At 66.6% G+C, this 22,581-nt stretch carries 20 protein-coding genes; 7 read left to right on the top strand and 13 right to left on the bottom strand.

Annotated features, from left to right (window positions below; genetic code table 11):
• Positions 1-246: 246 nt before the first annotated feature.
• Positions 247-552: a hypothetical protein gene (locus FHP89_RS15975; RefSeq protein ID WP_144174735.1), complete on the bottom strand. Its 306-nt coding sequence runs from the start codon at positions 550-552 to the stop codon at positions 247-249.
• A 5-nt stretch (positions 553-557) separates the two neighbouring features.
• Complete coding sequence (locus FHP89_RS15970; RefSeq protein WP_144174733.1) at positions 558-1,025, bottom strand: DM13 domain-containing protein; 468 nt, start codon at positions 1,023-1,025, stop codon at positions 558-560.
• 458 nt (positions 1,026-1,483) lie between these two features.
• Between FHP89_RS15970 and hppD the strand changes: the two genes are divergently transcribed.
• The gene (hppD, locus tag FHP89_RS15965) at positions 1,484-2,560 is read left to right on the top strand and encodes a 4-hydroxyphenylpyruvate dioxygenase (protein WP_144174731.1); all 1,077 of its coding nucleotides are present in this window, start codon (positions 1,484-1,486) and stop codon (positions 2,558-2,560) included.
• Between the two features lie 89 nt (positions 2,561-2,649).
• Here hppD and FHP89_RS15960 read toward each other — a convergent pair whose 3' ends face one another.
• From FHP89_RS15960 to FHP89_RS15940, 5 genes are all read right to left on the bottom strand, one after another.
• A complete protein-coding gene (locus FHP89_RS15960; protein WP_144174723.1) occupies positions 2,650-3,477 on the bottom strand; it encodes an FxDxF family PEP-CTERM protein in 828 nt (275 codons plus the stop codon).
• Between the two features lie 132 nt (positions 3,478-3,609).
• Positions 3,610-5,523 (bottom strand): bifunctional metallophosphatase/5'-nucleotidase, encoded by a 1,914-nt coding sequence (locus FHP89_RS15955; protein WP_144174721.1) that lies wholly within the window; start codon positions 5,521-5,523, stop codon positions 3,610-3,612.
• 74 nt (positions 5,524-5,597) lie between these two features.
• A complete protein-coding gene (locus tag FHP89_RS15950; protein ID WP_144174720.1) occupies positions 5,598-6,440 on the bottom strand; it encodes a DUF2145 domain-containing protein in 843 nt (280 codons plus the stop codon).
• Positions 6,437-6,931, bottom strand: coding sequence for a hypothetical protein (locus tag FHP89_RS15945; RefSeq protein WP_222105420.1), 495 nt, complete (start codon positions 6,929-6,931; stop codon positions 6,437-6,439). The genes FHP89_RS15950 and FHP89_RS15945 overlap by 4 nt, the downstream gene beginning before the upstream one ends.
• Before the next feature lie 167 nt (positions 6,932-7,098).
• Positions 7,099-8,226: an aminotransferase class V-fold PLP-dependent enzyme gene (locus FHP89_RS15940; protein WP_144174718.1), complete on the bottom strand. Its 1,128-nt coding sequence runs from the start codon at positions 8,224-8,226 to the stop codon at positions 7,099-7,101.
• Between the two features lie 234 nt (positions 8,227-8,460).
• Here FHP89_RS15940 and FHP89_RS15935 point away from each other — a divergent pair, with 234 nt between their 5' ends.
• Positions 8,461-9,165, top strand: coding sequence for a pirin family protein (locus tag FHP89_RS15935; protein WP_260851637.1), 705 nt, complete (start codon positions 8,461-8,463; stop codon positions 9,163-9,165).
• Between the two features lie 270 nt (positions 9,166-9,435).
• On the opposite strand, the gene murB is transcribed toward FHP89_RS15935, so the two are convergent.
• Together murB and FHP89_RS15925 are read right to left on the bottom strand one after the other, a co-directional pair.
• Positions 9,436-10,452, bottom strand: a complete 1,017-nt coding sequence (murB, locus tag FHP89_RS15930; RefSeq protein WP_144174716.1) for a UDP-N-acetylmuramate dehydrogenase — start codon at positions 10,450-10,452, stop codon at positions 9,436-9,438.
• Positions 10,449-10,895: a PACE efflux transporter gene (locus tag FHP89_RS15925; RefSeq protein WP_144174707.1), complete on the bottom strand. Its 447-nt coding sequence runs from the start codon at positions 10,893-10,895 to the stop codon at positions 10,449-10,451. Before FHP89_RS15925 ends, murB begins: the two co-directional genes overlap by 4 nt.
• Before the next feature lie 116 nt (positions 10,896-11,011).
• Here FHP89_RS15925 and FHP89_RS15920 point away from each other — a divergent pair, with 116 nt between their 5' ends.
• Together FHP89_RS15920 and FHP89_RS15915 are read left to right on the top strand one after the other, a co-directional pair.
• On the top strand, positions 11,012-11,449 hold the full coding sequence (locus FHP89_RS15920) for an acyl-CoA thioesterase (protein WP_144174699.1): 438 nt from the start codon (positions 11,012-11,014) through the stop codon (positions 11,447-11,449).
• Entirely contained in the window at positions 11,449-11,805 is a 357-nt protein-coding gene (locus tag FHP89_RS15915; RefSeq protein ID WP_144174697.1) for a hypothetical protein, read from the top strand. Before FHP89_RS15920 ends, FHP89_RS15915 begins: the two co-directional genes overlap by 1 nt.
• Positions 11,806-11,817: 12 nt before the next feature.
• On the opposite strand, the gene FHP89_RS15910 is transcribed toward FHP89_RS15915, so the two are convergent.
• Both FHP89_RS15910 and ilvA read right to left on the bottom strand, forming a co-directional pair.
• Positions 11,818-12,237: a hypothetical protein gene (locus FHP89_RS15910; protein WP_144174695.1), complete on the bottom strand. Its 420-nt coding sequence runs from the start codon at positions 12,235-12,237 to the stop codon at positions 11,818-11,820.
• Positions 12,238-12,246: 9 nt separating this feature from the next.
• Positions 12,247-13,524 carry a threonine ammonia-lyase gene (gene ilvA, locus FHP89_RS15905; protein WP_144174693.1) on the bottom strand — a complete coding sequence of 426 codons (1,278 nt, stop codon included), beginning with the start codon at positions 13,522-13,524 and terminating at the stop codon, positions 12,247-12,249.
• Between the two features lie 180 nt (positions 13,525-13,704).
• Between ilvA and FHP89_RS15900 the strand changes: the two genes are divergently transcribed.
• Positions 13,705-17,028, top strand: coding sequence for a PAS domain-containing protein (locus FHP89_RS15900; protein WP_186300214.1), 3,324 nt, complete (start codon positions 13,705-13,707; stop codon positions 17,026-17,028).
• Here the strand turns inward: FHP89_RS15900 and FHP89_RS15895 are convergent, their stop codons facing one another.
• Positions 17,029-18,966 carry an ATP-binding cassette domain-containing protein gene (locus FHP89_RS15895; protein ID WP_144174689.1) on the bottom strand — a complete coding sequence of 646 codons (1,938 nt, stop codon included), beginning with the start codon at positions 18,964-18,966 and terminating at the stop codon, positions 17,029-17,031. It lies immediately after the preceding gene.
• A 65-nt stretch (positions 18,967-19,031) separates the two neighbouring features.
• On the opposite strand from FHP89_RS15895, the gene FHP89_RS15890 reads away from it, so the two are divergent.
• Complete coding sequence (locus tag FHP89_RS15890) at positions 19,032-19,415, top strand: hypothetical protein (RefSeq protein WP_144174687.1); 384 nt, start codon at positions 19,032-19,034, stop codon at positions 19,413-19,415.
• On the opposite strand, the gene nosD is transcribed toward FHP89_RS15890, so the two are convergent.
• Positions 19,409-20,713 (bottom strand): nitrous oxide reductase family maturation protein NosD, encoded by a 1,305-nt coding sequence (nosD, locus tag FHP89_RS15885; protein ID WP_144174685.1) that lies wholly within the window; start codon positions 20,711-20,713, stop codon positions 19,409-19,411. The genes FHP89_RS15890 and nosD overlap by 7 nt on opposite strands.
• Before the next feature lie 238 nt (positions 20,714-20,951).
• Between nosD and FHP89_RS15880 the strand changes: the two genes are divergently transcribed.
• A complete protein-coding gene (locus FHP89_RS15880; protein WP_144174682.1) occupies positions 20,952-22,574 on the top strand; it encodes an ABC-F family ATPase in 1,623 nt (540 codons plus the stop codon).
• Positions 22,575-22,581: the final 7 nt, after the last annotated feature.

Below are 22,581 nucleotides of genomic sequence, written 5' to 3'. Positions count from 1 at the left end.
CGATGAGTGTCTCTTGTGGGTCGAATCCGGCGGTAGCCTGAAGAGCCAACCGGTCATTCGCACCAAGTTCAGAGCCTACGACTGCTGACCTGCTCAATGCAGCCGTTCGTGGCGCGGCATCCCAATGGCTGGATTGGCCGACTTGCTGACGGCCGTAGCCAGAAAGTGCGCCACCGTTAGACGATGGCAGCACTTACTCAACGTGAGTGCGTAGTACCACAATGAACGGCGCCGGCCAGTGCCGCCTCAGCCCATCGCAGCGATAAACCGCGCCCGCGCCGCCGCCAGCGCCATCCGTCCCGATTCATCCACCAGCCGCATTGCTGTGCCGTGATAGGCCTCGAAAGCGGCCAGTACGGTGTCGGCGTCGACTGTGCGTGCGGCCTCGGGTGGCGGGGGCGGGGCTTCGCCGTCGACGGCTTTGAGCACCGCAAATTTGGGGATGAACACCGAGCCGCCTTTTTCGGTGGCGCCGGTCATGGGGCCGGTTTTGGTGAGGATTTTGCCCTGGTATTCGAAGCGGGCGCCGAGGGGGAGCTGGTTGAGTTTCATGGGGATCAGCGGTATTTGGCGGCGGTGATGAACTGGCCGAAGCTTTCGCACCAGACGATGGCGGTGGTGTAGCGCGCGGGGTCGATGTGGGGCGGGATGTCGACGATGAAGTTGTCGAAGCCGTGGATTCTGCCGACTTGCACCAGCGTGGGCTTGAGGCGTTTGAAGTCGGCTTCGGTTTCGATGAAGTCGGGCGAGAGGTAGAGGCGGTAGTCCGGGCCGGGGGCGATGCTGCCTTCGAGGGCGATGGCTTTGGCACTGACGAGCAGCGTGCCCTCGCCCCAGTGGAGGGCGTCGCTGTCTTCGAGATCGCGGCGAACCTGACCGGTAAACAGGGTGGCGCCGACGCGCTCGCGCAGCTGCTCGGTGCTGGCGGCGTCGGGGGCAATGAGGATCGGTAGCAGGTAGACGGCCCCGATGAAGCCAATCGCGATGGCAAGGGCGTGGGTGGCGATCAGGAGGGGGCGCTTCATCGGTTTATTGCGTCCATGGGGTGATTTTCTGGTGATACGCAGGGAATGCATCCCGCCTCTGCCCGGCAAATTGGCAGAACATTGCGCGGCCTCGGTTCTAAACTGGGAGCATCTGCCGCTAGAGCAGAATACCCAACAGGAGACAGCATGGCGAGCGCGAATCACGCAGGGCATTCGGTGCCGCCGGCCGCACGGCCGGTGGGGCTTTCGCGTGCCTGTCTGCCCGGTGCGTGTCGCTGCGGGTGTTCGCATTCGCGCCGGCGCGGCTGTGTGCTGGTGCTGTCTTCGCGTGTGCGCTGTTCATTTGGCGCGCCCTTGCGTCGCTCGGCGTTGTGCCTTGGCGAGCATCTGGCGCGCAGTGTGCGCGGGGTGCCAGGGGCACCTCCGGCCGCCTGATTGATCCAAACCTTCATGGCCGTGTTTTGTCACGGCATTCAGGATCTTTCAGGAGTTTTGACATGGCTGACCTTTTTGACAATCCGATGGGGCTGATGGGCTTTGAGTTCGTCGAGTTCGCCTCGCCCACCCCCAATGTGCTCGAGCCGCTGTTCGAGAAGCTGGGCTTTAGCAAAGTGGCGACCCACCGCTCGAAAGACGTAGTGTTGTACCGCCAGGGCGACATCAACTTCATTATCAACAACGAGAAGAAGAGCGTGGCGCACTACTTTGCCGCGGAGCACGGCCCGGCCGCTTGCGGTTTGGCGTTTCGCGTGCGCGACGCCCACAAGGCCTATAGCCGGGCGCTGGAGCTGGGCGCGCAGCCGGTGGACATCCCCACCGGGCCGATGGAGCTGCGGCTGCCGGCGATCAAGGGCATTGGCGGCGCGCCGCTGTATCTGATCGACCGTTTCGAGGACGGCACCTCGATTTACGACATCGATTTTGACTGGGTCGAGGGCGTGGAGCGCCACCCGGTGGGCTACGGCTTCAAGCTGGTCGACCACCTGACGCACAACGTGTATCGCGGTCGCATGGCGCATTGGGCGGCGTTCTACGAGCGCATCTTCAACTTCCGTGAGCTGCGTTATTTCGACATCAAGGGTGAGTACACCGGCCTCACCTCCAAGGCGATGACCGCGCCGGATGGCAAGATCCGCATTCCGCTCAACGAGGAGTCGTCCAAGGGCAGCGGGCAGATCGAAGAGTTTCTGATGAAGTTCAACGGTGAGGGCATTCAGCACGTGGCGCTGATCACTGACGACTTGTTTGCCTCGGTCGACAAACTGCGCGCGGCGGGGGTGCCGCTGATGAGCGCACCGCCGGCCACCTATTACGAGATGCTGGCGACGCGTTTGCCCGCGCACGGCGAGAAAGTGAGCGAACTGCAGACGCGTGGCATCTTGCTTGATGGCACGACGGACGGCGGCCAGCCGCGCCTGCTGCTGCAGATCTTCTCCGAATGCCAGCTCGGGCCGGTGTTCTTCGAGTTCATCCAGCGCAAGGGCGACGACGGCTTTGGCGAGGGCAACTTCAAGGCGCTGTTCGAGTCGATGGAGCGCGATCAACTACGTCGCGGAGTGCTGACGGCAGAGTAAACGCTGTCGATGGCACACAGGCCCGGACATCGGTGGTACCGAGTCCGGGCCTTTCTTTTGACTGCAAAGGGGGGGCGGTCAGGCTGCCATTACACGCGACGGCGCGCGATCAGGCCCACCAGGCCGAGGCCGGCGAGCAGCATGGCGTAGCGCTCTGGCTCCGGCACGGCGCTGACGGTCAGCTGGCCGTCGAACTGTGCCGAGGCCCCTGCCACCCAGTGTTGACCGGCGGTGTAGCTCAGGCCGCTGGTCTGGGTGGACTCGAGGTGCAGCGCCAGCGTGAGGTCGAGCTCCTGACCGACCGCCGAGGCAAAGCTGACATCCACCGGCCAGCTATTGTTGCCCAACCACGACAGACTGACGCTGCTTCCGGGCATGCCGGCCTGGGTGACATCCAGATCAATGCCGATGGTGTGGGTGGCGGGCAGACCGGCGTCGACCAGCATGTCGGCGATGCCGCTGAAGTTGACCATGACTGGCGTGCCGTCCGCTTCACCGGCGTCGCCGATGATGCGCAGCTTCATGCCGTAGGCGGCGACATCCTGAGTTGCCATGTAGCCGCTGGCGGTGCCAGCCGAGGTGGCCGCAAAGCCCAGCGTATGGGCGGCGCCGAGGTAGAGGGCGGTGGTCGCGCTGTCGCCGAGGGTGTCGACGAACAGGGTGTGGGCATAGCCGGTGTCGGCGTCGCCGCTGGCCACAGGCTGGATGCCGAAGTCGGCACCGGTCAGCCCGGCATTGCCGAACCCGGCTTCGAGGTCGGTAACGTCGCCGGTGACGACGGTGTCGCCACCGAGCCTGGCGCTGAGGTCACTGAAGCCGAAACCAAGGCCGGTGTCGACCAGCGACCAGCGGGCCGCCTGGGCATTGCCCAGCGCCGAAAAGGCGAGGGCTGCGACGAGCAGTTTCTTGTTGAACATGGATGAGTGTCCTTGTGTTGTCTGTGGTGCTCAGAACGTGTGATTGAAGCTGCTGCGCGTGCCGATTGCTGCGTTGCTTGCTCGCTCACGCCTCGCAATCGGCCCCGCTCGCTACGATTTCTCCACAAGCTCTCAGGGCAGGCGGGTGATGCGGTCTTGCGCGCCGGGGGCGACGCCGGCCGGGTTGGCCTGCAGGTAGGCTTCGAAGGCGTCGAGGTCGACCGCGCCGCCGAGGCGGTTGGTGCCTTCGGTGAGCACCGCAAAGGCGTCGCCGCCGTCGGCCAGGAAGCTGTTGACCGTCGCGCGGTAGGCGGCGCTCGGGTCGACCGGCACACCGCCGAGGGTCATCGCCGTGATGCGGGCGTTGCAGGCGGCGCTGGCCGAGTAGCTGTAGGCGAAGCCGGCGGACACTTGCAGCATGCGGGTGCTGCTCTGACCGTTGCAGCCGGGGAACTGGGTTTCGAGCAGGGTCTTGAGCTGCGCGCCGTTGAGCGTCAGGGTCACCAGCGAGTTGCCGAAGGGCTGCACGGTGAAGGCGTCGCCGAAGGTGACCTTGCCGTCGGGGGCGTTGAAGGGCAGGTCGGCACGGATGCCACCCGGGTTCATGAAGGCCACCACGGCTTCGCCGAAGCCGATGTCGTCGGTGGCGTCGAGCTGGGCGTCGGCGATCACGTCGCCCAGGGCCGATTCGCCGGCGGCGTTCTGGCTGCGGCTGATGGCGCCGGTGATGGTGCCGATCACGCGCGCCTTGGGCACGGCGGAGAGCGCGTCGTAGTGGGCGACCAGGTCGGTCATGTAGGGCGCTTCGGCGGTGGTGCTGCCGGTGCCGGTGGCGACGTTGGTGGTGGCCACGGCGATCACGTCGCGCGTCTGGGTGTCGAGGGTCAGGTCGATGTCGGTCAGCATGCGGGCGTACTGGCCGGCGGAGGTGACACGCACCGGCTGACCGGCCTTGTTGGGGAGCAGGCAGTTGTAGGCACGGTGGGTGTGGCCGGAGATGACCAGGTCGACCGCCGGATCGAGCCGATTGACGATATCGACGATCGGGCCAGAGACGCCGTCGCAGCCGTTGTCGCCGCCGGCCGCGAAGCCGCCTTCATGAATCAGCACCACGATGCTTTCAATGCCCTTGGCCTTGAGCTGGGGCACCAGCGCGTTGACCGTGTCGGCCTCGTCGCCGAACTGCAGCCCGGCCACCCCGGCGGGCGAGACGATGGTCGGCGTGCCCTTGAGCGTCATGCCGACGAAAGCCACCTTGTTGCCGAGGAAGTCCTTCACCCCATAAGCCGGCAGCACGGTCTGGCCGGTGGTGGTGTCGTGCACGTTGGCGGCGAGGAATTCGAAGGCCGCGCCGGCGAACTGGCCATCGCCGCGTACGTCCTGCGGCAGGCCGAGGCCGGAGAAGGCGTCGCTGGCATGGTTGCCGCCATGCTGCATGCGGTGGAGTTCGGCCTTGCCTTCGTCGAACTCGTGGTTGCCCACGGCGTTGAAGTCGATGCCGATGCGGTTCATCGCCTCAATGGTCGGCTCGTCCTTGAACAAGGCCGAGGTCAGCGGGCTGGCGCCGATCATGTCACCGGCGGAGACCACCGCGTTGAGCGGGTTCTGCGCGCGTAGCGCGTCAATGCGGGTGGCAAAGCGGGCCACGCCGGGGTTGCTGCTGGAGCCCTCGCCAGCCTTGATGTTGCCGTGGAAATCGTTGAAGCCGATCAGCTTGATGTTTAGCGTGCGTCCGATGTCAGACGCCTTGGCGGCGGCAATCAGACGGATGCGGTCGCGAGCCGAAATCTTGCGTTCGCGCATCAGCTCGAAGCTCACGCGTGATACATGCGCCAGAAAGCTCGGTTGGTTGCCCCAAGGCTTTTCGTCGTCGAAGCGGTCATCGAGCGAGCATGAATTGCCGACGGCGATGTTGGCGACGCCACTGTCGATGGCGCCAAAGGTGACGTTGGCAACCGGGTCGGGGGTGGTGCAGGTGGCGGCGAATGCGGTGGCGGGTACAAACGCGGCGGTGATGGCGGCCGCGAGCAGGTGTTTGGCAAGCATGGACGGGTCCTTGGCGTGTGGATAGGGGGCGAACGCACGAATGCGTTTGGCCCTCTCACGCTAAGCCTCGTCGATTACATCCCGCTGCCTGGCCTGTTGCCGAGAATTAGTCCGTTTGGTGGATGGCCCTGACGTGTCGCGCCATGGCTGGCGATGGTTTGCGCGCGGGTGCCCAGACCGCTGCGGTGCAACCAGTCGAAAACGGAATCGACCGTGACCGTATCGATATGCCCGGCCATGCGCCGGCCGAAGGGATGGTCGTCGAAGTCGATATGCGCGGTGCCCACCCGCGCACCAAAGCGTTTCATGGCTGAGATCTCGAGCGTGCTGGGGCGGTAGTCGCGCTGGCGTAGCCATGCCTGGGCGCGCCGCCGGGTGCTGGCCGAGGGGTCGATCAACAGGGCGAGGGTTTCAATCGCCCATTGGTTGCTTTGCTGATACTGCGTGTTCCACGGGTAGGCCACCATGTTGTAGCGCGGCTCATGCAGTTGACTCAGGTGGGCGTTGTCCTTGAGCGCGGGGAGAATGCGGGCTTGCACGGCGGTATCCAGCACCACCACGCCAGCCTCGTAGCGATACAGCCCGTCGCTGAAGAACCCGGCCAGCCCCTGGCGATACAGATCGCCCCGGTCGCTGCCGCACTGGTTGAGCTTGTGCACCACCCGCCACACGCGATCATCGCGGTAGGCAATGCCCAGGTGCGAATAGCGCAGGCGGTAGTCCGACAGATCCTGGCCGGCGCGCGCCAACACCACGACTTGTGCGCCGGAGCGGTCGAGCGCTTGGGCCGTGCTGGCGGCCAACGCGAGGCTCTGGCGCAGTTCGTCGACCGTGAGCTTGCGCGCTTCGCAGGTCTGCCCGGCGTGGGCGAGCAGCGGCAGCAGGCACAGCGCGGCGAGACAAGCGCGGGCGCTCATTGGGTGATCCGCTCGTCGTAGAGCAGCGATTCACCCAGCGCGTTGGGAATCAGGCACAGCGCTTCGCCCGCGGCCGACAGCAGCCAGCCAGCGGATACCGCGGTGACCGTCATTGCGGTGCCGACCGCCACCGCCGAGCCGGCAATCGCCTCCCCGCTGAATTCGATCGCCGCGCTGACGCCATCGGCCGCGCGCTCAAGCACCCAGACCGTGCCGGTGGCCGTGGCTTCGACGGCGGTAAGGGTGAGCTCGGCACCGGCGGTAAAGAGAACGCCCGCAGCGGTGACGGAGGCGGCGACCGGCAAGGATACGGCCAAGCTCGAGGCCGCGCTGGCCTGAGGCGCGCTGTCGCCGGCGCTGGCCGTGGCGCTCAGGGTGCAGGCGAGCGCGATGGCGAGCAGAAGGCGGTGCAGTGTTTTCAGCGGCGAGCGGTGGTGGTGCCGCGCCTGTGTGGGGTGAGCAACTGACGATTGGGGGGTAAGGGCTGCCATGACATGACTCCATGTGGTGATACATGGGCGCATGTTGCGCAGTGTCTGGCCGTGCGCCAAGCGATGACTTCGGTGTGGCCGAATGCGACGCTTCGGGTATTGCCTGGTGCGACTCCGGCCGGGCGCGGGGCGCTGGCAAGCCCCTTTGCCCGGCCGGATGGCGGTGCTTAGCCGACCGCGTCGAGTGCCTTTTTCAGGTTGGCGACCGTGCGCTCTACGTTGTGCAGCTTGTCGAGGCCGAACAGGCCGACGCGGAAGCTGCGGTAGTCGGCCGGTTCGTCACATTGCAGCGGCACGCCGGCGGCCACTTGCAGGCCCTGGGCGAGAAATTTCTTGCCGGTCTGCACCTCCGGGTCGGTGGTGTAGCTCACCACCACGCCGGGCGCCTGAAAACCGGCTGCGGCAACGCTCTTGTAGCCCTTGGCTTCGAGCACGGCGCGGGCCTGGCGGCCGAGTTCGAGCTGCTCTTCGCGCACCTTGTCGAAACCATAGGCCTCGGTCTCGAGCATGATGTCGCGCATCACGGTGAGCGCATCGGTGGGCATGGTGGCGTGGTAGGCGTGGCCGCCGCCCTCGTAGGCCTGCATGATCTGCAGCCACTTCTTGAGGTCGGCCGCAAAGCTGGTGCTGGTGGTCGTGTCGAGCACCGCCAGGGCGCGCGCGTTCATCATCACCATGGCGCAGCAGGGCGAACCGCTCCAGCCCTTTTGCGGGGCGCTGATCAGCACGTCCACGCCGGTGGCGGCCATGTCGACCCACACGGTGCCGGAGGCGATGCAGTCGAGCACGAACAGGCCGCCGACTTCATGCACCGCGTCGGCCACGGCGCGCAGATAGTCGTCGGGCAGCATCATGCCCGAGGCGGTTTCGACATGCGGGGCAAACACCACAGCCGGTTTCTCGGCGCGGATGGTGGCCACCACTTCGTCGATCGGTGCCGGGGCGAAGGGCGTGTGGGCGCCGTCATCGGCCTTGCGCGCCTTGAGCACGGTGTGGCTGGCCGGGATGCCGCCCATTTCGAGAATCTGCGTCCAGCGGAAGCTGAAGAAACCGTTGCGGATCACCAGGCAGTGCTTGCCGGTGGCGAACTGACGCGCGACCGACTCCATGCCGAAGGTGCCGCTGCCCGGCACGATGGCGGCGGCGTCAGCGTGATAGACGGTTTTGAGGACACGCGAGATGTCGCGCATCACGCCCTGGAAGCGGGCCGACATGTGGTTGAGCGCGCGGTCGGTATAGACCACGGAGTATTCGAGCAACCCATCAGGGTCGATATTGGGTAACAGGCCAGGCACGGTTTGCTCCGGTTGCAAATTCGGGAAAAAGGCGACCCCAAGGGCCGCCGGCAAACTCAGAGAATGCCACTGTTTGCTTTGGGCTCCAAGCCAGCGGGTTGCATCGCTGGTCGCGGCACGCAGCGGCTTTTATTGTTGCGAATTGGCGAACAGTTATTCACCTATTTGCCGGATTGTCTTTGAATTGTGCCTGCTGCATCATGAATCCATCGCAATTCATTCAGGAGCACGGACATGAGCATGACGATCCGCAAGGCCGACGCGCGCGGCCACGCCAACTTTGGCTGGCTCAATGCACGGCACACCTTCTCCTTTGGCGAGTACCACGACCCGGCGCACATGGGCTTCGGCCCGCTGCGGGTGATCAACGACGACCGTATCGCGCCGGGCGGTGGCTTTCCCACCCATCCGCATGCCGATATGGAGATTCTCACCTATGTGATCGACGGCGCGCTGGCGCACAAGGACAGCCTGGGCAACGGCTCGACCATCCGCCCCGGCGAGATCCAGTACATGCGCGCCGGCACCGGCATCCGCCACAGCGAGTTCAATCCCTCCGAGAGCGACCCGCTGCGCCTGCTGCAGATCTGGATCCTGCCGGCCCAGCGCGGAACTCAGCCGGGCTACGGCCAGCAGCGCATCGACACCTTGCCGGTGAAGGATGGCCTGCGCCTGATCGCCAGTGGCGACGGTCGGGACGGCGCGGTGCACATCGGCCGGGATGCCGACCTCTACGCGGCGACGCTCGACGGTGCCGATCGGGCGGAACTTGCGCTCGCGCCGGGCCGGCTGGGCTGGGTGCAAGTGGCACGCGGCGCGGTGACGCTCAATGGTGAGCGGCTGACCGAAGGCGATGGCGTGGCGTTGAGCGACGAAACGCAATTGCGCCTGACCGAGGGCGATGGTGCGGAGTTGCTGGTGTTTGATATGGCGGCGTAAGGCGGTATGGGTTGATTCACGAGGGTGGGCGGCAATCCGCCCACCTACGGGCGGTGCGCTCACTCGTGCTTGGCGCCGCGGCAATACCGCCGTCGTAGGGTGGTCAGCTTTGCTGCCCACCAAGCAACGCTTGTGGTGAGGCTGGGCGGCACAGCCCTACCGATCACGCCGCATGACGGGGGTAGGTTGGGTTGAGCGGAAGCGAAGCCCAACACACGGTCGGCGCGTCATGGCACATCGTATGTTGGGCTTCGCTGCGCTCAACCCAACCTACACAAAGCTGGGTTCGGCCTCGAGCGTGATGCCGAAGCGGCTATGCACATCGGCGGCGATGGCGTCGGCGAGTTGCCGCACATCGGCGCCGGTCGCCCCGCCATGATTGACGATCACCAGCGCCTGGCGGGCATGGCAGCCGACAGGGCCGAGGCGTTTGCCCCTCCAGCCGCATTGGTCGATGAGCCAGCCGGCGGCGAGTTTGATGCGGCCGTCGGCTTGCGGGTAGTGCGGCGCGCCGGGGTGGTCGGCGAGCAGGCGCTCGGCGGTGGTGGTGTCGACCACCGGGTTCTTGAAGAAGCTGCCGGCGTTGCCGAGCACGGCGGGGTCGGGCAGTTTGGCCTGGCGCACGGCGATGACGGCGTCGGAGATCTGTCTTGCGGTGGGCGTGACGATGCCTTGCTCAGCCAGATGATGCTGCAGGTCGGCGTAGCCGGTGAGCGGCGGCCAGGGGCGGGGCAGGCGGAAGATGACGCGGGTGATCAGCCAGCGGCCGGCTTCGGCCTGCTTGAACACGCTGTCGCGGTAGCCGAAGCGGCAGTCGGCGGCGCTGAATTGGCGTGTCTCGCCGGTGTCGAGATTGACCGCGTCGAGCGACTCGAAGCGCTCGGCCATTTCCAGGCCGTAGGCGCCGATGTTCTGGATGGGCGCGGCGCCGACGGTGCCGGGGATGAGCGAGAGGTTTTCCAGGCCGGGCAGGTTTTCGTCCAGCGTCCAGCGCACAAAGTCGTGCCAGGGCTCGCCGCCAGCCGCGGCGACACGCCAGGCGTCGTCGGCGTCGGCCAGGCGCTCGCGACCGCGTAGCGCCACATGCAGCACCAGGGCGTCGACATTGCCGGTGAACACCACATTACTGCCGCCGCCGAGCACCAGGCGCGGGCCGCGCAGGGCGCCGTCACGGGCCAGCGCGACGAGCTCGTCGACAGTGTCGATGCGCCGGTAGCGCGCGGCGGTGGCGGGCAGGCCGAAGGTGTTGAAGGCGTCGAGCGGGACGCGGGTCTGTTCGGGGGTCATTCGGTGGCGCGGATGGGGAAAAGCCGATCGTAGGCCAGATTGAAGACGAAGGCGTACACCGTGTAGGCCACGGCGAGGGCCAGATCGGCGATGAGCGCGGTGAGCCAGTCCATGCCGGTCCAGGCCATGACGATGGGCAGGGTCATGATCAGCAGCCCGGTTTCGAAGCCGAGCGCATGTGCGACACGCAGCGGCCAGGGCCGGCGATCGGCGGTGCGGCCGGTGCGGCGCCCTTCGACCCAGTCGAAGCCGATGTTGTAGGCGGCGTTCCACAGCGCGGCGATGAGGGCGATCAGCGCGAGCATGCCCAGCGAGTCGGCCAGGGGCACGCCGCTGGCCCAGGCAAAGGGCGGGGTGATGAGCAGCAGGCCGCCGGCCTCGAACAAGGCGATCTGGCGGGCGCGGTCCCAGAAGCGGCGCAGCGGGGGAGCCTTGTGTGTCACGTCGGCAGTCGGTGTCAAAACCGGCACGATAGTCAGCCCGGCGGCCGGATGCAAATCGGCGCGCGCTGATGTGTGGTTCAATCAGGGCTTCCGTCAATCACTGCAGCGCAACCACCATGGCCCGCATTCAGATCGATCTGCCCGACCGCTTCGACTTCTCGACCGACATCACGCTCTATCTCAGCCACATCAATTACGGCAACCATCTCGACAACGCGATGCTGCTGACGGTGGTGTCGGAGGCGCGGCTGCGTTTTTTGAAATCGATGGGTTACACCGAGCTGAATGTGGAGGGTGTCGGAATCATTGTGTGCGACGCGGCCTTGCAGTATCGCTCCGAAGCCCACCACGGCGAGGTGATGCGGGTGGCCGTGGCGGCCTGCGATTTCAACAAATATGGCTGCGATCTGGTGTGGCAGATGACCGAGGCCGAGACCGGGCGCGAAGTGGCGCGCGGCAAGACCGGCATCCTGTTTTTTGATTACGCCGCGAGCAAGGTCACGCGCGTGCCCGAGGGTTTTGCCGTGCGTTTCGATACGCAGGCGGTGACCTGATGCGCCGCGTGTTCGCTGCCATGGCCTTGTGTTTTCCGGCGGTTGCCGGGGCGGGCGAGGCCGAGGTGCTCGACGCCGTGGCCAAGTGTGACGCGGCCCGGATCTGCCATTTCACGGTGACGGTGCGTCACGCCGATCCCGGCTGGGACCACTATGCCGACGCCTGGGAAGTGCGCGGGCCGGGTGATGCGGTGCTGGGCCGGCGGGTGTTGCTGCATCCGCATGAAAACGAGCAGCCGTTCACGCGTTCGCTCGGTGGCGTAAAGATTCCGGCTGGGGTCAGCCGCGTGCGCGTGCTGGCGCACGATCGGGTGCATGGCTGGGGTGAGGCCGGCGTGTCGGTGACGATTCCCTGAACACTCGCTGAGTCAGGTTTGGCCGCGCGCGGCATCAATCTGCGTCTGTGCCCACTCGCGCGCGGGCGGCAGTGATTCAAAGCAGGCGACGGCCTGAAACCCCTTGTAGATCCGCGCAAACACCGATTCCATGATGCCGTGGCCTTCGACCTCGGGTGGCAACACATAGGCCATCGCCACGCGGTGATACTGCCCGGCCAGCACCCGCGCGCCGTCGGCCAGCGCCTGCAACGCGTCTTGCGGTGCCAGCACGCTGCGGTGGCAGATGGCGATCTGACCCCAGGGGCCGTCGGGCGCGAGCTGCTGGACGAAAGGCGCGACCTCGACCCGGTAGCGGTCGACCAGCTCGATATTCCACGGGCCGGTCAGCTCGGCAAGCAGCAGCCGGCCGTCGACGCGCAGCGAGAATTCACCATGGGCAGGAAAGGGCATTGCGGCTCGTCAGGGCGATGAAGCGCGAAGCATATCGCATGCGCTTCCCGGCAGTTGCAGCAGGTTGCGCGCGCTGAGCCCCTGGTGGGTGAAATCGGCCAGCAGTTCGCACTGGTGCTCGAAGTCGCGGGTTTCCATCTGCAAGATCACCTCGGTCATGCCGACCGGCACATGTAGTTCGCCGCGACGGTGTTCGACATGGCGGATATTGATGCCCAGCGCGGCGACCCGCTGGATCATGGTCAGCAACTGGCCGGGTGCGTCGGAGGTGGTCACCGCCACGCTCATCAGCCGGCCGCTGGAGGCCAGACCGTAGTCGATGGAGCGCCCGACCAGGGTCATGTCCACATTGCCGCCCGAGATCACGCAGACCACCCGATCGCTCGGCGCGAGGCGGATCTTGCCCTGCATCAGCGCGGCCAGCCCGACCACCCCGGCGCCTTCGCCGATGGTGCGGGTGCGCTCGACCAGGGTGACGATGGCTTCGGCGATGGCGTTGTCGTCGACGGTCACGATTTCATCGACCAGCGCGGCGATGACCTGCCGGTTGCGCTCGCCGGGGCGCTTGACCTTGATGCCGTCGGCGATGGTGTGGGCGCCGGGCGGCACGGTTTCGAGCGTGCCATCGACCAGGAAATTGCGGTAAGGCGCGACCGTCTCGGTCTGCACGCCGATCACCCGGATGTCGGGTCGCTGCAGCTTGAGCGCCAGCGCGATGCCGGCGATCAGCCCGCCGCCGCCCAGCGGCACCACGGCCACGGTCATGTCGGGCGCGTCTTCGAGCATCTCGAGGCCGCAACTGGCCTGCCCGGCGATCACGTCCCAGTCGTCGTAGGGGTGGAGGAAGGCGAGGTGCTCGGCGGTGGCGCGCCGGCGAGCCTCGTCGGCGGCCTGCTCCAGCGTGTCGCCTTCGAGCACCACCTCGGCGCCCAGCGCGCGGCAGGCCTGAATCTTGGTGAGCGGCGCGTTGCCCGGCATCACCACCACCGCTTTCAGCCCGGCCAGCGCGGCGGCGCGGGCCACGCCCTGCGCATGGTTGCCGGCCGAGGCGGCGATCACGCCGGAAGGCCGGTCACCGCTGGCCAGCAGGCGGTCGATCTTGTGGCTGGCGCCGCGCAGCTTGAAGGAACCGGTGCGCTGGAGGTTTTCGAGTTTGAGTTGCAGCGGCACGCCGACGGCCTCGGAGAGGGGGTCGTTATGCCACTGGACGGTGCGGATGATGGCGTCTTCGATGCGCTGGCGTGCGGCGATGAGTGCACTCAGGTCGAGCGGCAGGGGCGATGGCATGCGGGGTCTCCGGGGGGCGGTGGGCGCGCTGCGGCTTGTGGCCGGGGCGCCGGGTCCCGCTGATTGTCATGGCCGGCGGGGCTGGGCGCAAGCTGCGTTGCAGCAGGGGTTCAAGCTGACCCGCGTGGCTGCCGTTAACCGACCGCGGCGTCGATGGCGCGACGCTTGGCGGGAGTGAGGATGCAATATCTCATCGTGTTGTGTATCGGCGCGCTGTCGGCGCTGGCCTGGGCCGTGTGGCGCCTGCGTGCGCTGCGCCGCGCCTTGTCGGCGGCGACCGCGCAGCAGACGGTGATGAGTCGTTTCGCGTCGGACTGGCACTGGACGCAGGACGCGGCGTTTCGCTTCACCGGCTTTGAAGGCGCCTCCCTGGCGCGCCATCATCTGGTACTCGATGCCCTGCGCGGCAAGTGCCGCTGGGAGCTGCCCGGCCACCAGGTGTCCGAGGCCGACATGGCGGCCCACCGCGCGTGTTGCGAGCGGCACGAAGCGTTCTTTGACTTCGAGTACGGGGTCGAGGTGCCCGGCATGGGCCGGCGCTGGCTGGTGGTGAGCGGCTACCCGGTGTTCGACGAATCGGGCGTGTTCGTGGGCTATCGCGGCTTGGCGCGCGACGACACGCAGCGGCATGTGGCCGAACGCGCACTGAGAGACAGCGAGCAGCGCCTGGCGGCGATTCTGGCGGGCAGTCCGGTGCCGGTGTTTGCCCTGGATGAGCGCGGCGTGGTGGTGGCCTGGAACCGCGGCTGCGAGCTGGTGATGGGGGTCGGCGCCGAGGCCATGATCGGCAGCGCATCGCCGGGGGTGCCGTTTTACGGCGAAGACCGCCCGGTGCTGGCGCATTTTGTGGCCGGCCTGAAAGACATGGCTGAGCTAGCCACCTATTACGGCGACGCGGTGTCTGCCGTGGAGACCGTGCCCGGCGCGCTCGCGGCCGAAGGCTTCTTCCCCGGCCTGGGGGGGCAGGACCGCTGGTTGAGCTTTCTCGCCGCGCCGATGCGCGATGCGTCCGGCCGCGTGATCGGCGCCATCGAAACTTTGCAGGACGTGACCGAGCGCAAGCAGGCCGAGATGCGTCTGCATGAGCGCAACCAGATCTTCCGGACGCTGATCGACAACATTCCGGCCGGCGTCGCGCTGGTCGACAAGGACTTGCAGCTGATCACCTGGAACGCCGAATGGTTGCGATTGCTGAGGCTGCCGCCGGCGATGTTTGCCACCGACGGGCGATCGATCGAGGGGGTGTTTCGCTACCTCGCGACGCGGGGCGACTATGGCCCGGGCGAGGTCGAGGGCAAGGTGGCGCGGCGGATGGCCAGGGCGGGCCGCTTCGAGCGCCATTTCGAGGAGTGGGCGCGGCGCGATGGGACGGTCCTGGAGTTGCGAAGCTCGCCGCTGGCGGCGGGCGGTTTTGTGGCCGTGTTTACCGATGTGACGGGCCGGCGGCGCGACCAGCACCTGCTCGAAGCCAAGCACCGGGAGCTCGAAGAGGCGCAGCGCATTGCCCATATCGGCAGCTGGCGCTGGGCGCTTGGCGCCGCAGAGGTCGATGTGTCGGAAGAAATGGCCCGCTTCCTGGGGGCGCCGGATCGTGGCGAGCGCATCACCTTGCGGGGCGGTCTGCGGTGTTTGCGCGGCGACGACCGGGCGCGCTTGCATCGCCCCCTGATGGCCCTCGTTCGTGAGGGCGAGCCGCTCGATGTGATGTGCCAGGTGCAGGCGGCGGGGCGTGTTCGCGATGTGCATCTGCTTGGGCGTGCCGAGCGCGATGAAGCCGGTCGGCTGGTTCGTGTGGTGGGCACCGCGCAGGACGTGACGGCCCGGCGGGAGGCCGAGCGGGCGCTGTCGGAGAGCGAGCAGAAGTTCCACGCGATCTTCAACCAGACTTTCCAGTTCATCGGCCTGCTGTCGCCCGACGGCATCTTGCTGGAGGCCAACCAGACCTCGCTCGATTTTGCCGGCGTGCCGGCCCGCGATGTCATTGGCCGGCCCTTTGCCGACGGGCCGTGGTGGCAGGGGGCGCCCGAGAGCCGCCAGCGGCTGCTGTCGGCTATCAATCGCGCAGCCGCCGGGCAGTTCGAGCGCTTCGAGACCGAGCATCCGGCGGCCGACGGGAGCACGCATTTCGTCGACTTCTCGCTCAAGCCGGTGTTCGATGCGATGGGCCGGGTGAGCTTGCTGATTCCCGAGGGGCGCGACATCACCAGCTTCAAGCTGGCGCAGGCCGAGCTGCACGCCGGGCGGCAGATGTTTGCCACCATCTTCGACAAGAGTCCGGTGGCGCTGGCGCTGGTGTCGCTCACGCGGCAGACGATTCTGCAGGTGAACGCGGCCTGGGAGCGCGTGCTGGCCATCCCGGCGGTGCGCGCCATCGACAATGACACGGTCTCGCTGGGCTTGTGGGACGACCCCTCGGAGCGGCTGCGGTTTCTGGACCTGGTCGGCCAGACACATCGGGTGGATGGGTTTGAAGCGCGGCTGCATCGGGGCGACGGCACGCAAGGGGTGTTCGAGATCTCCAGCCGTGTGGTGCTTCTCGACGAGCAGCGGGTGTTGCTCAGTTCGCTGGTCGATGTCACCGAACAGCGTCGCGCGCGGGAGGAGGTTCGGACGCTCAACGCCACGCTTGAGGCGCGCGTCAGGCAGCGCACCGAGGAGTTGCTGCAGGCCAAGGAGCGGCTGGAGCAGGCCATGGGCCAGCTGGTGCAGTCCGAGAAGCTGGCATCCCTGGGGGCGGTGGTGGCCGGCGTGGCACATGAGCTGAACACGCCGCTGGGCAATGCGCTGACCGTGGCCTCGGCGCTGCATGCCGAGGTGCGCCAGTGCCAGCGCGACGCGGCCGAGGGCGGGCTGACGCGAACCCGCTTCGATGAGTTCATGCGCACCAGCCAGACTGCCGCCGAATTGCTCGAACGCAATATCGACCGCGCGGCGCGGCAGATCAACACCTTCAAGCAGGTGGCCGTGGATCAGACCAGCGAGCGGCGGCGTGAATTCGATTTGCGCGACATCGTCGATGAAGCCTTGCTGACCTTCGCGCCGCGCCTGGCCAGGTCGCCGCACCGCCTGACGGTGGATATCCCCGAGGGCATCCGGATGGACAGCTACCCCGGGCCGCTGGAGCAGGTGCTGGCCAATCTGGTGACCAATGCGCTGATCCACGCCTTCGACGACACCACCGGCGGCCAGATGCGCTTGTGCGCCACGCGGGAGCGCGCCGACGAGATCGTGCTCCGCTTTGAGGACAACGGCCGGGGCATGAGCGCCGAGGTCGCCGCGCATGTTTTCGACCCCTTCTACACCACCCGGCTGGGTCAGGGCGGCAGCGGGCTGGGGCTGTATATCGCCTACAACTTCGTCACCGGCATGCTCGGCGGTCAGGTGAGTTTGCGCACTGCGCCTGGCGAGGGCGCCGGTTTTGTCGTGCGCCTGCCGTGTGTCGCGCCCGAGCGCGATGCCGGGGCGGTGCTGCCGGCCAATCTGCTGGACGCCGGCGCCGACTGATCAGTCCGGCGCGTCGAGCGCTTCCAGCGCTTCGTGCACCTCCAGCCAGCGCAGCTCGGCACCCTCGATGTCGTCGGTGAGCCGGGCCTGACGTTTGAGCAGATCCTGCAACAGCGCAGTGTCTTGCCCGGCATACAGGCCGGGGTCGGCGAGCCGGGTGTCGAGCAGGGATTTTTCGTTCTGCCAATTGGCCAGTTTGCGTTCGAGTTGCTCGACTTCCTTGAGTAGCGGTCGCCGTGTGGTCAGCCGGGCTTTGCGCTCCTCGGCCGATTGGTTTCGTTCGGCCTTGCGGGCGGCTTTGTCGGCGGCCTGATCCGGGCAGGCCAGCGCGGCCTGTTCGGCGGCGCGCTGCGCGGCCAGCCAGTCGCGGTAGTCGTCCAGATCGCCATCGAAGGCCTGGAGCCGGCCGTCGTGTACCAGCACGAAGCGGTCGCAGGTGGCGGCCAGCAGCGCGCGGTCGTGCGAGACCAGCACCATGCCGCCGTCGAAGTCCTGCAGCGCCAGGGTCAGCGCATGGCGCATTTCGAGATCGAGGTGGTTGGTCGGTTCGTCGAGCAGCAGCAGATTGGGCTGGCGCCAGATCAGCAAGGCCAGGGCGAGGCGCGATTTTTCGCCGCCTGAGAACGGCCCGCAGACGCTGGTGACGCAGGCGCCGCTGCCGACGCCGTCCTTTTCGCCGCGAAAGTCGAAGCCGCCGAGATAGTTGCGCAGGTCCTGCTCGCGGGCGGTGGGGTCGAGCCGGGTCATGTGCTGCAGAGGCGATTCGTCCAGGCGCAGGGTGTCGAGCTGGTGCTGGGCGAAGTAGCCGATGGCCAGGCCTTTGCCGTCGGTGCGCTGACCCGTTTGCAGCGCGAGCTGGCCGGCGAGTAGCTTGATGAGCGTCGATTTGCCGGCGCCGTTGCGCCCGAGCAGGCCGATGCGTTCGCCCGGGCGCAGGGTCAGCGTGAGATCCGACAACACCGGCTTGCCGCCGTAACCGACCGCGCCGTTCTCGACATCGAGCAGCGGGTCGGGCGCGGGCGGCGCGGGGCGGAAGCCGAAGTGGAAGGGCGTGTCCACATGCGCGGCCGAGATCAGCTCCATGCGCTCGAGTGCCTTGATGCGGCTCTGCGCCTGGCGCGCCTTGGTGGCCTTGGCGCGGAAGCGGTCGACAAACTTGTGGAGGTGGGCGCGCTCGCGTTGCTGCTTGTCGAACAGCGCCTGCTGCTGGGCGAGGCGCTCGCCGCGCTGGCGCTCGAACTCGGAGTAGCCGCCGCTGTAGAGCGTGAGGCGCTGCTGTTCGATATGCGCGATATGGCCGACCACGGCGTCGAGGAAGACGCGGTCGTGGGAAATGAGCAGCAGCGTGCCGCGATAGTCGCGCAGCCATTGTTCGAGCCAGATGACCGCGTCGAGGTCGAGGTGGTTGGTCGGCTCGTCGAGCAGCAGCAGGTCGGAGCGGCACATCAGCGCCTGCGCGAGGTTGAGCCGCACCCGCCAGCCACCCGAGAAGTCAGACACTGGCCGGGTGAGGTCGGTACGTGCAAAACCCAGACCGTCGAGCAAGGTGGCGGCGCGGGCGGCGGCGCTGTAGCCGTCAATCTCCTGCAGCCGGCCGTGCAGCAGGCCGATGCGCTCGCCGGCGTGCTCGGCTTCGGCGGCGGCCAGCTCGGCTTCGACGCGGCGCAGCGCCACATCGCCATCGAGGGCGTAGTCGAGCGCGCTGCGGGCCAGCGCCGGGGTCTCCTGCGCCACATGCGCGACCACCCAGTGCGGCGGCAGCTCGCAGTCGCCCTGATCCGGGTGGAGCTGGCCGCGCAGCAAGGCGAACAGGCTGGATTTGCCACAGCCGTTGGCGCCGGTGAGGCCGACCTTCCAGCCCGGATGGAGCTGGACGGTGGCGTCGTCAATAAGGACTTTGGCGCCCCGGTTGAGGCGCAGTTTGCGGAACTGGATCACGTGGGCAAACGCGGCGAAAAAACGGTATTGTACGGGCTCGTTTGCTACCTGCTCATCCTCACGCCATGACCCGCCCGCTTCGTTTGTCCGCGCTGCTCTTTACCTGCCTGCTGTCTGCGACCGGGGCCGGGGTGGTTCATGCCGCAGATGACACCGACAGCAGCGAGAATCTGCGCGCGCAGGCCAGGTCGATTCGCAAGGCCGCGGAAGCCGATTTTGCGCAGCGCGAATCGGGCTGTTACGACCGTTTCCGCGTCAATGCCTGTCTCGACGATGCCCGGGAAGATCGCACCGCGCAGATGCAGACCGCGCGCAAGCTGGAGGCCCGGGCCAACCGGATCGACCGCGGCGAGCGCATCAAGGCCATGGAGGCCCGGCTCAAAGAAGCCGAGGAGCGCCGCGCCAAACCCACCCCGGTACCGCTGCTGCCGCTGCCCGGCAATCAGTGAGCGGTCATTGCGGCTGAGTCGGGCGCCGCGCCAATCTGGCCGGCGGGCCGGTTGAAGCTGACCGAGGGCGTCCACGGCGCGGCGCGCAGCACCGGCGTGCGGTCACGCAGCACCAGCGCCGGATTGCTGAAGGGCGCCAGGCGCTCGAGAAAATCAATCATTTCCATCAGCGGCGAATTGCGGAAGAAGCTCGCTTCGGGCGTCTCCAGCCAGATGCGGTCGGCGAACACGTAGAGCTCGTGCGGCTGGTCGCCGATGCCGTCCTGATCCAGATCGAAGCCCTGGTAGGTGTCCCAGTAGTTACCCGCCCAGTGCTCGGCCTCGATCTGCCCGGCGTTGGTGGCGGTGACCTGCCACAGGTTGTGTTCAAAGCGGTTGTTGATGAGGATGCGCCCGCCGCGCTCGCCGTAGAAGTTGATGCCGGTGACGTTGTGGGCGAGGCGGTTGTTCACCATCACCAGCCGGCTGATCGGGTCGGACGAGGAGTCAGCCATCAGGCCGATGGCGCAATGGATCAGCTCGTTGCCCTCGATCAGCACGGCGGTGCTTTCCTTGATGGCGATGCCCGCGCCCGACACATGCATGGCGTGCATCACCCGGTTGTTGCGCAAGATGAAACCGTTGGAGTTGATGACCACCAGGCCGGTGGCGTTGTCGGTGGCCAGGTTGGCTTCGACCAGCGTGCGCGGCGAGAACAGGAAGTTCATTGCCCGCCGGCTGTCGCGGATGGTGTTGCCGATGATGCGGTTGCGCGGCGAGTTGGTGATGGTCAGGTCGCGCATGTGCTCGAACACATTGTCTTCGATGCGGTTGTCCATCGCGTACCACAGGCGCAGGCCGTCGCCGCGGTCGGCGGTGTCTTCTCCGCGCGAGCGCACCCGGTTGCCGCGCACCAGGTTGTGGTTGGATTTTTGCAGCACAATGCCGAACAGCACATCGTCGAGCACGTTGTCTTCGATGCGGTTGTCGTGCCCCTCGACATAGATGCCGGAATGGATCTGGTCGTGCGAGTCGCCGCTGCCGCGCACGATCAGCCCGCGCAGCACCGAGCCGCTGGCCTTGAGCGTGATGACAGAGCCCGCATGATTGCCCTGAATCACGGCCTGACCGCCGCCATCGAGAATCAGCCGCCCGGTGATCTTGACTGGCCCCTCGTAGGTGCCGGGCGCCAGACGCAGGATGCCGGTGCCCGCCAGGGCGGCGTCGATCAGCGGTTGCAGCGGCGCGGCCAACGCGCTGGCGAGCGGCAGCAGACCGGCGAGAACGACGAGAAGGGCGAGACGCAGGGTGGGGAGCATGAGCACGGCGAGATGATGAACCGGCGATGCTAAGGGCGCAATCGCCGCGCGGCTGCGACAAAGATCAAGAAAATGCGTCACCGGGCGTGGGTTCAACATCGGCTGGAGGCGTTGGACAGCCCGGTTTCCGGCCGTCGCGCACCGGGTTCATGTCATTGAATTTCTGATAGAATTCGCCGCGATTGTGCGTCGGCCCCGCTGCCGGCGCTTTGCTTTTTACGGATTCAGGATTCGCGCTGTGCTCATCGCCAACAACATCACCATGCAGTTCGGGGCCAAGCCCCTGTTCGACAACGTCTCGGTCAAGTTCGGGGACGGCAACCGCTACGGCCTGATCGGTGCCAACGGCGCCGGCAAGTCCACCTTCATGAAAATCCTGTGTGGCGAGCTGGAGCAGTCGGCCGGCAATGTCACCAAGGAAGCCAACGAGCGCATGGCCTACCTGCGCCAGGATCAGTTCGGCTTTGAAGACACACGGGTGCTTGACGTGGTGATGATGGGCCACACCGAGATGTGGGCCTGCATGCGCGAGAAGGACGCGATCTACGCCAACCCCGAGGCGAGTGAGGACGACTACATGCGCGCCGCCGAGCTCGAAGGCGTGTTTGCCGAATACGACGGCTACACCGCCGAGGCGCGCGCCGGCGAGCTGCTGCTGGGCGTGGGCATCCCGACCGAACAGCACAACGGCCCGATGAGCCAGGTGGCGCCGGGCTGGAAGCTGCGCGTGCTGCTGTGTCAGGCGCTGTTCGCCAATCCCGAGATCCTGCTGCTCGACGAGCCGACCAACAACCTCGACATCAACACCATCCGCTGGCTGGAAGACACGCTCAACGAGCGCAACTCCACCATGGTCATCATCTCGCACGACCGGCACTTCCTGAACCAGGTGTGCACCCACATGGCCGACCTGGATTACGGCACCATCAAGGTCTATCCGGGCACTTACGACGACTACATGGAAGCGTCCACCCTGGCGCGCCAGCGTCAGGCCAGCGCCAACGCCCGCGCCAAGGACAAGATCGCCGAGCTGCAGCAGTTCGTGCGCCGCTTCTCGGCCAACAAGTCCAAGGCCAAGCAGGCCACCAGCCGGATGAAGCTGATCGACAAGCTCAAGCCGGAAGACGTGAAGCCGTCCAGCCGTCAGTACCCGTGGATCCGCTTCGATGTAGACGCCAAGGACAAGCTGCACCGTCAGGCCGTCGAGCTCGATAACGTGAGCTTCGCCTACGAGGGCATGGACAAGCCGCTGATCAAGTCGCTGTCGCTGGCCATCGATGCCGGCGACAAGGTGGCCATCATCGGCGAGAACGGCGTGGGTAAAACCACGCTGATGCGCCTGCTGATGGGCGAGCTGACGCCGCAGAAAGGCACGATCAAATGGGCCGAAAAAGCCAAGCTCGGCTACTACGCACAGGACCACTCGGCCGAGTTCAAGTCCGATGTGTCGCTGACCGACTGGATCTCCGAGCATGTGCGCGACGGCGGTTTTGAGGGCGAGGACATGGAAACCCTCATCCGCGGCACGCTGGGCCGCCTGCTGTTCTCGGGCGATGAGGTGAAGAAACCGGTGCGCGTGATCTCCGGTGGCGAGCAGGGTCGCATGTTGTTTGGCAAGCTCATGCTGCAGAGCAAGAACGTGCTGCTGATGGACGAGCCGACCAACCACCTCGACATGGAGTCGATCGAGTCGCTCAACTCGGGGCTGGAGAAATACGCCGGCACCTTCCTGTTCATCTCGCACGACCGCGAGTTCGTGTCCTCGCTGGCCACGCGCGTGATCGACATGCGCCCGGACGGCGATGTGATCGACTATCGCGGCACCTACGAAGAATATCTGGGCAGCCAGGGCATCGAATAATCCCGCC

It is taken from the genome of Denitromonas ohlonensis (genome assembly GCF_007625205.1).
Taxonomy (GTDB): domain Bacteria; phylum Pseudomonadota; class Gammaproteobacteria; order Burkholderiales; family Rhodocyclaceae; genus Nitrogeniibacter; species Nitrogeniibacter ohlonensis.
Note: the sequence above shows the minus strand (reverse complement) of the source record. Positions and strands in the feature narration are given on the sequence as shown.

Excerpts from the sequence above, each read along its gene's own strand:
- FHP89_RS15975 (WP_144174735.1), bottom strand. The coding sequence starts at position 552 with ATGAAACTCAACCAGCTCCCCCTCGGCGCCCGCTTCGAATACCAGGGC.
- FHP89_RS15970 (WP_144174733.1), bottom strand. The coding sequence starts at position 1,025 with ATGAAGCGCCCCCTCCTGATCGCCACCCACGCCCTTGCCATCGCGATT.
- hppD (WP_144174731.1), top strand. The coding sequence starts at position 1,484 with ATGGCTGACCTTTTTGACAATCCGATGGGGCTGATGGGCTTTGAGTTC.
- FHP89_RS15960 (WP_144174723.1), bottom strand. The coding sequence starts at position 3,477 with ATGTTCAACAAGAAACTGCTCGTCGCAGCCCTCGCCTTTTCGGCGCTG.
- FHP89_RS15955 (WP_144174721.1), bottom strand. The coding sequence starts at position 5,523 with ATGCTTGCCAAACACCTGCTCGCGGCCGCCATCACCGCCGCGTTTGTA.
- FHP89_RS15950 (WP_144174720.1), bottom strand. The coding sequence starts at position 6,440 with ATGAGCGCCCGCGCTTGTCTCGCCGCGCTGTGCCTGCTGCCGCTGCTC.
- FHP89_RS15945 (WP_222105420.1), bottom strand. The coding sequence starts at position 6,931 with ATGGCAGCCCTTACCCCCCAATCGTCAGTTGCTCACCCCACACAGGCG.
- FHP89_RS15935 (WP_260851637.1), top strand. The coding sequence starts at position 8,461 with ATGAGCATGACGATCCGCAAGGCCGACGCGCGCGGCCACGCCAACTTT.
- murB (WP_144174716.1), bottom strand. The coding sequence starts at position 10,452 with ATGACCCCCGAACAGACCCGCGTCCCGCTCGACGCCTTCAACACCTTC.
- FHP89_RS15920 (WP_144174699.1), top strand. The coding sequence starts at position 11,012 with ATGGCCCGCATTCAGATCGATCTGCCCGACCGCTTCGACTTCTCGACC.
- FHP89_RS15915 (WP_144174697.1), top strand. The coding sequence starts at position 11,449 with ATGCGCCGCGTGTTCGCTGCCATGGCCTTGTGTTTTCCGGCGGTTGCC.
- FHP89_RS15910 (WP_144174695.1), bottom strand. The coding sequence starts at position 12,237 with ATGCCCTTTCCTGCCCATGGTGAATTCTCGCTGCGCGTCGACGGCCGG.
- ilvA (WP_144174693.1), bottom strand. The coding sequence starts at position 13,524 with ATGCCATCGCCCCTGCCGCTCGACCTGAGTGCACTCATCGCCGCACGC.
- FHP89_RS15900 (WP_186300214.1), top strand. The coding sequence starts at position 13,705 with ATGCAATATCTCATCGTGTTGTGTATCGGCGCGCTGTCGGCGCTGGCC.
- FHP89_RS15890 (WP_144174687.1), top strand. The coding sequence starts at position 19,032 with ATGACCCGCCCGCTTCGTTTGTCCGCGCTGCTCTTTACCTGCCTGCTG.
- nosD (WP_144174685.1), bottom strand. The coding sequence starts at position 20,713 with ATGCTCCCCACCCTGCGTCTCGCCCTTCTCGTCGTTCTCGCCGGTCTG.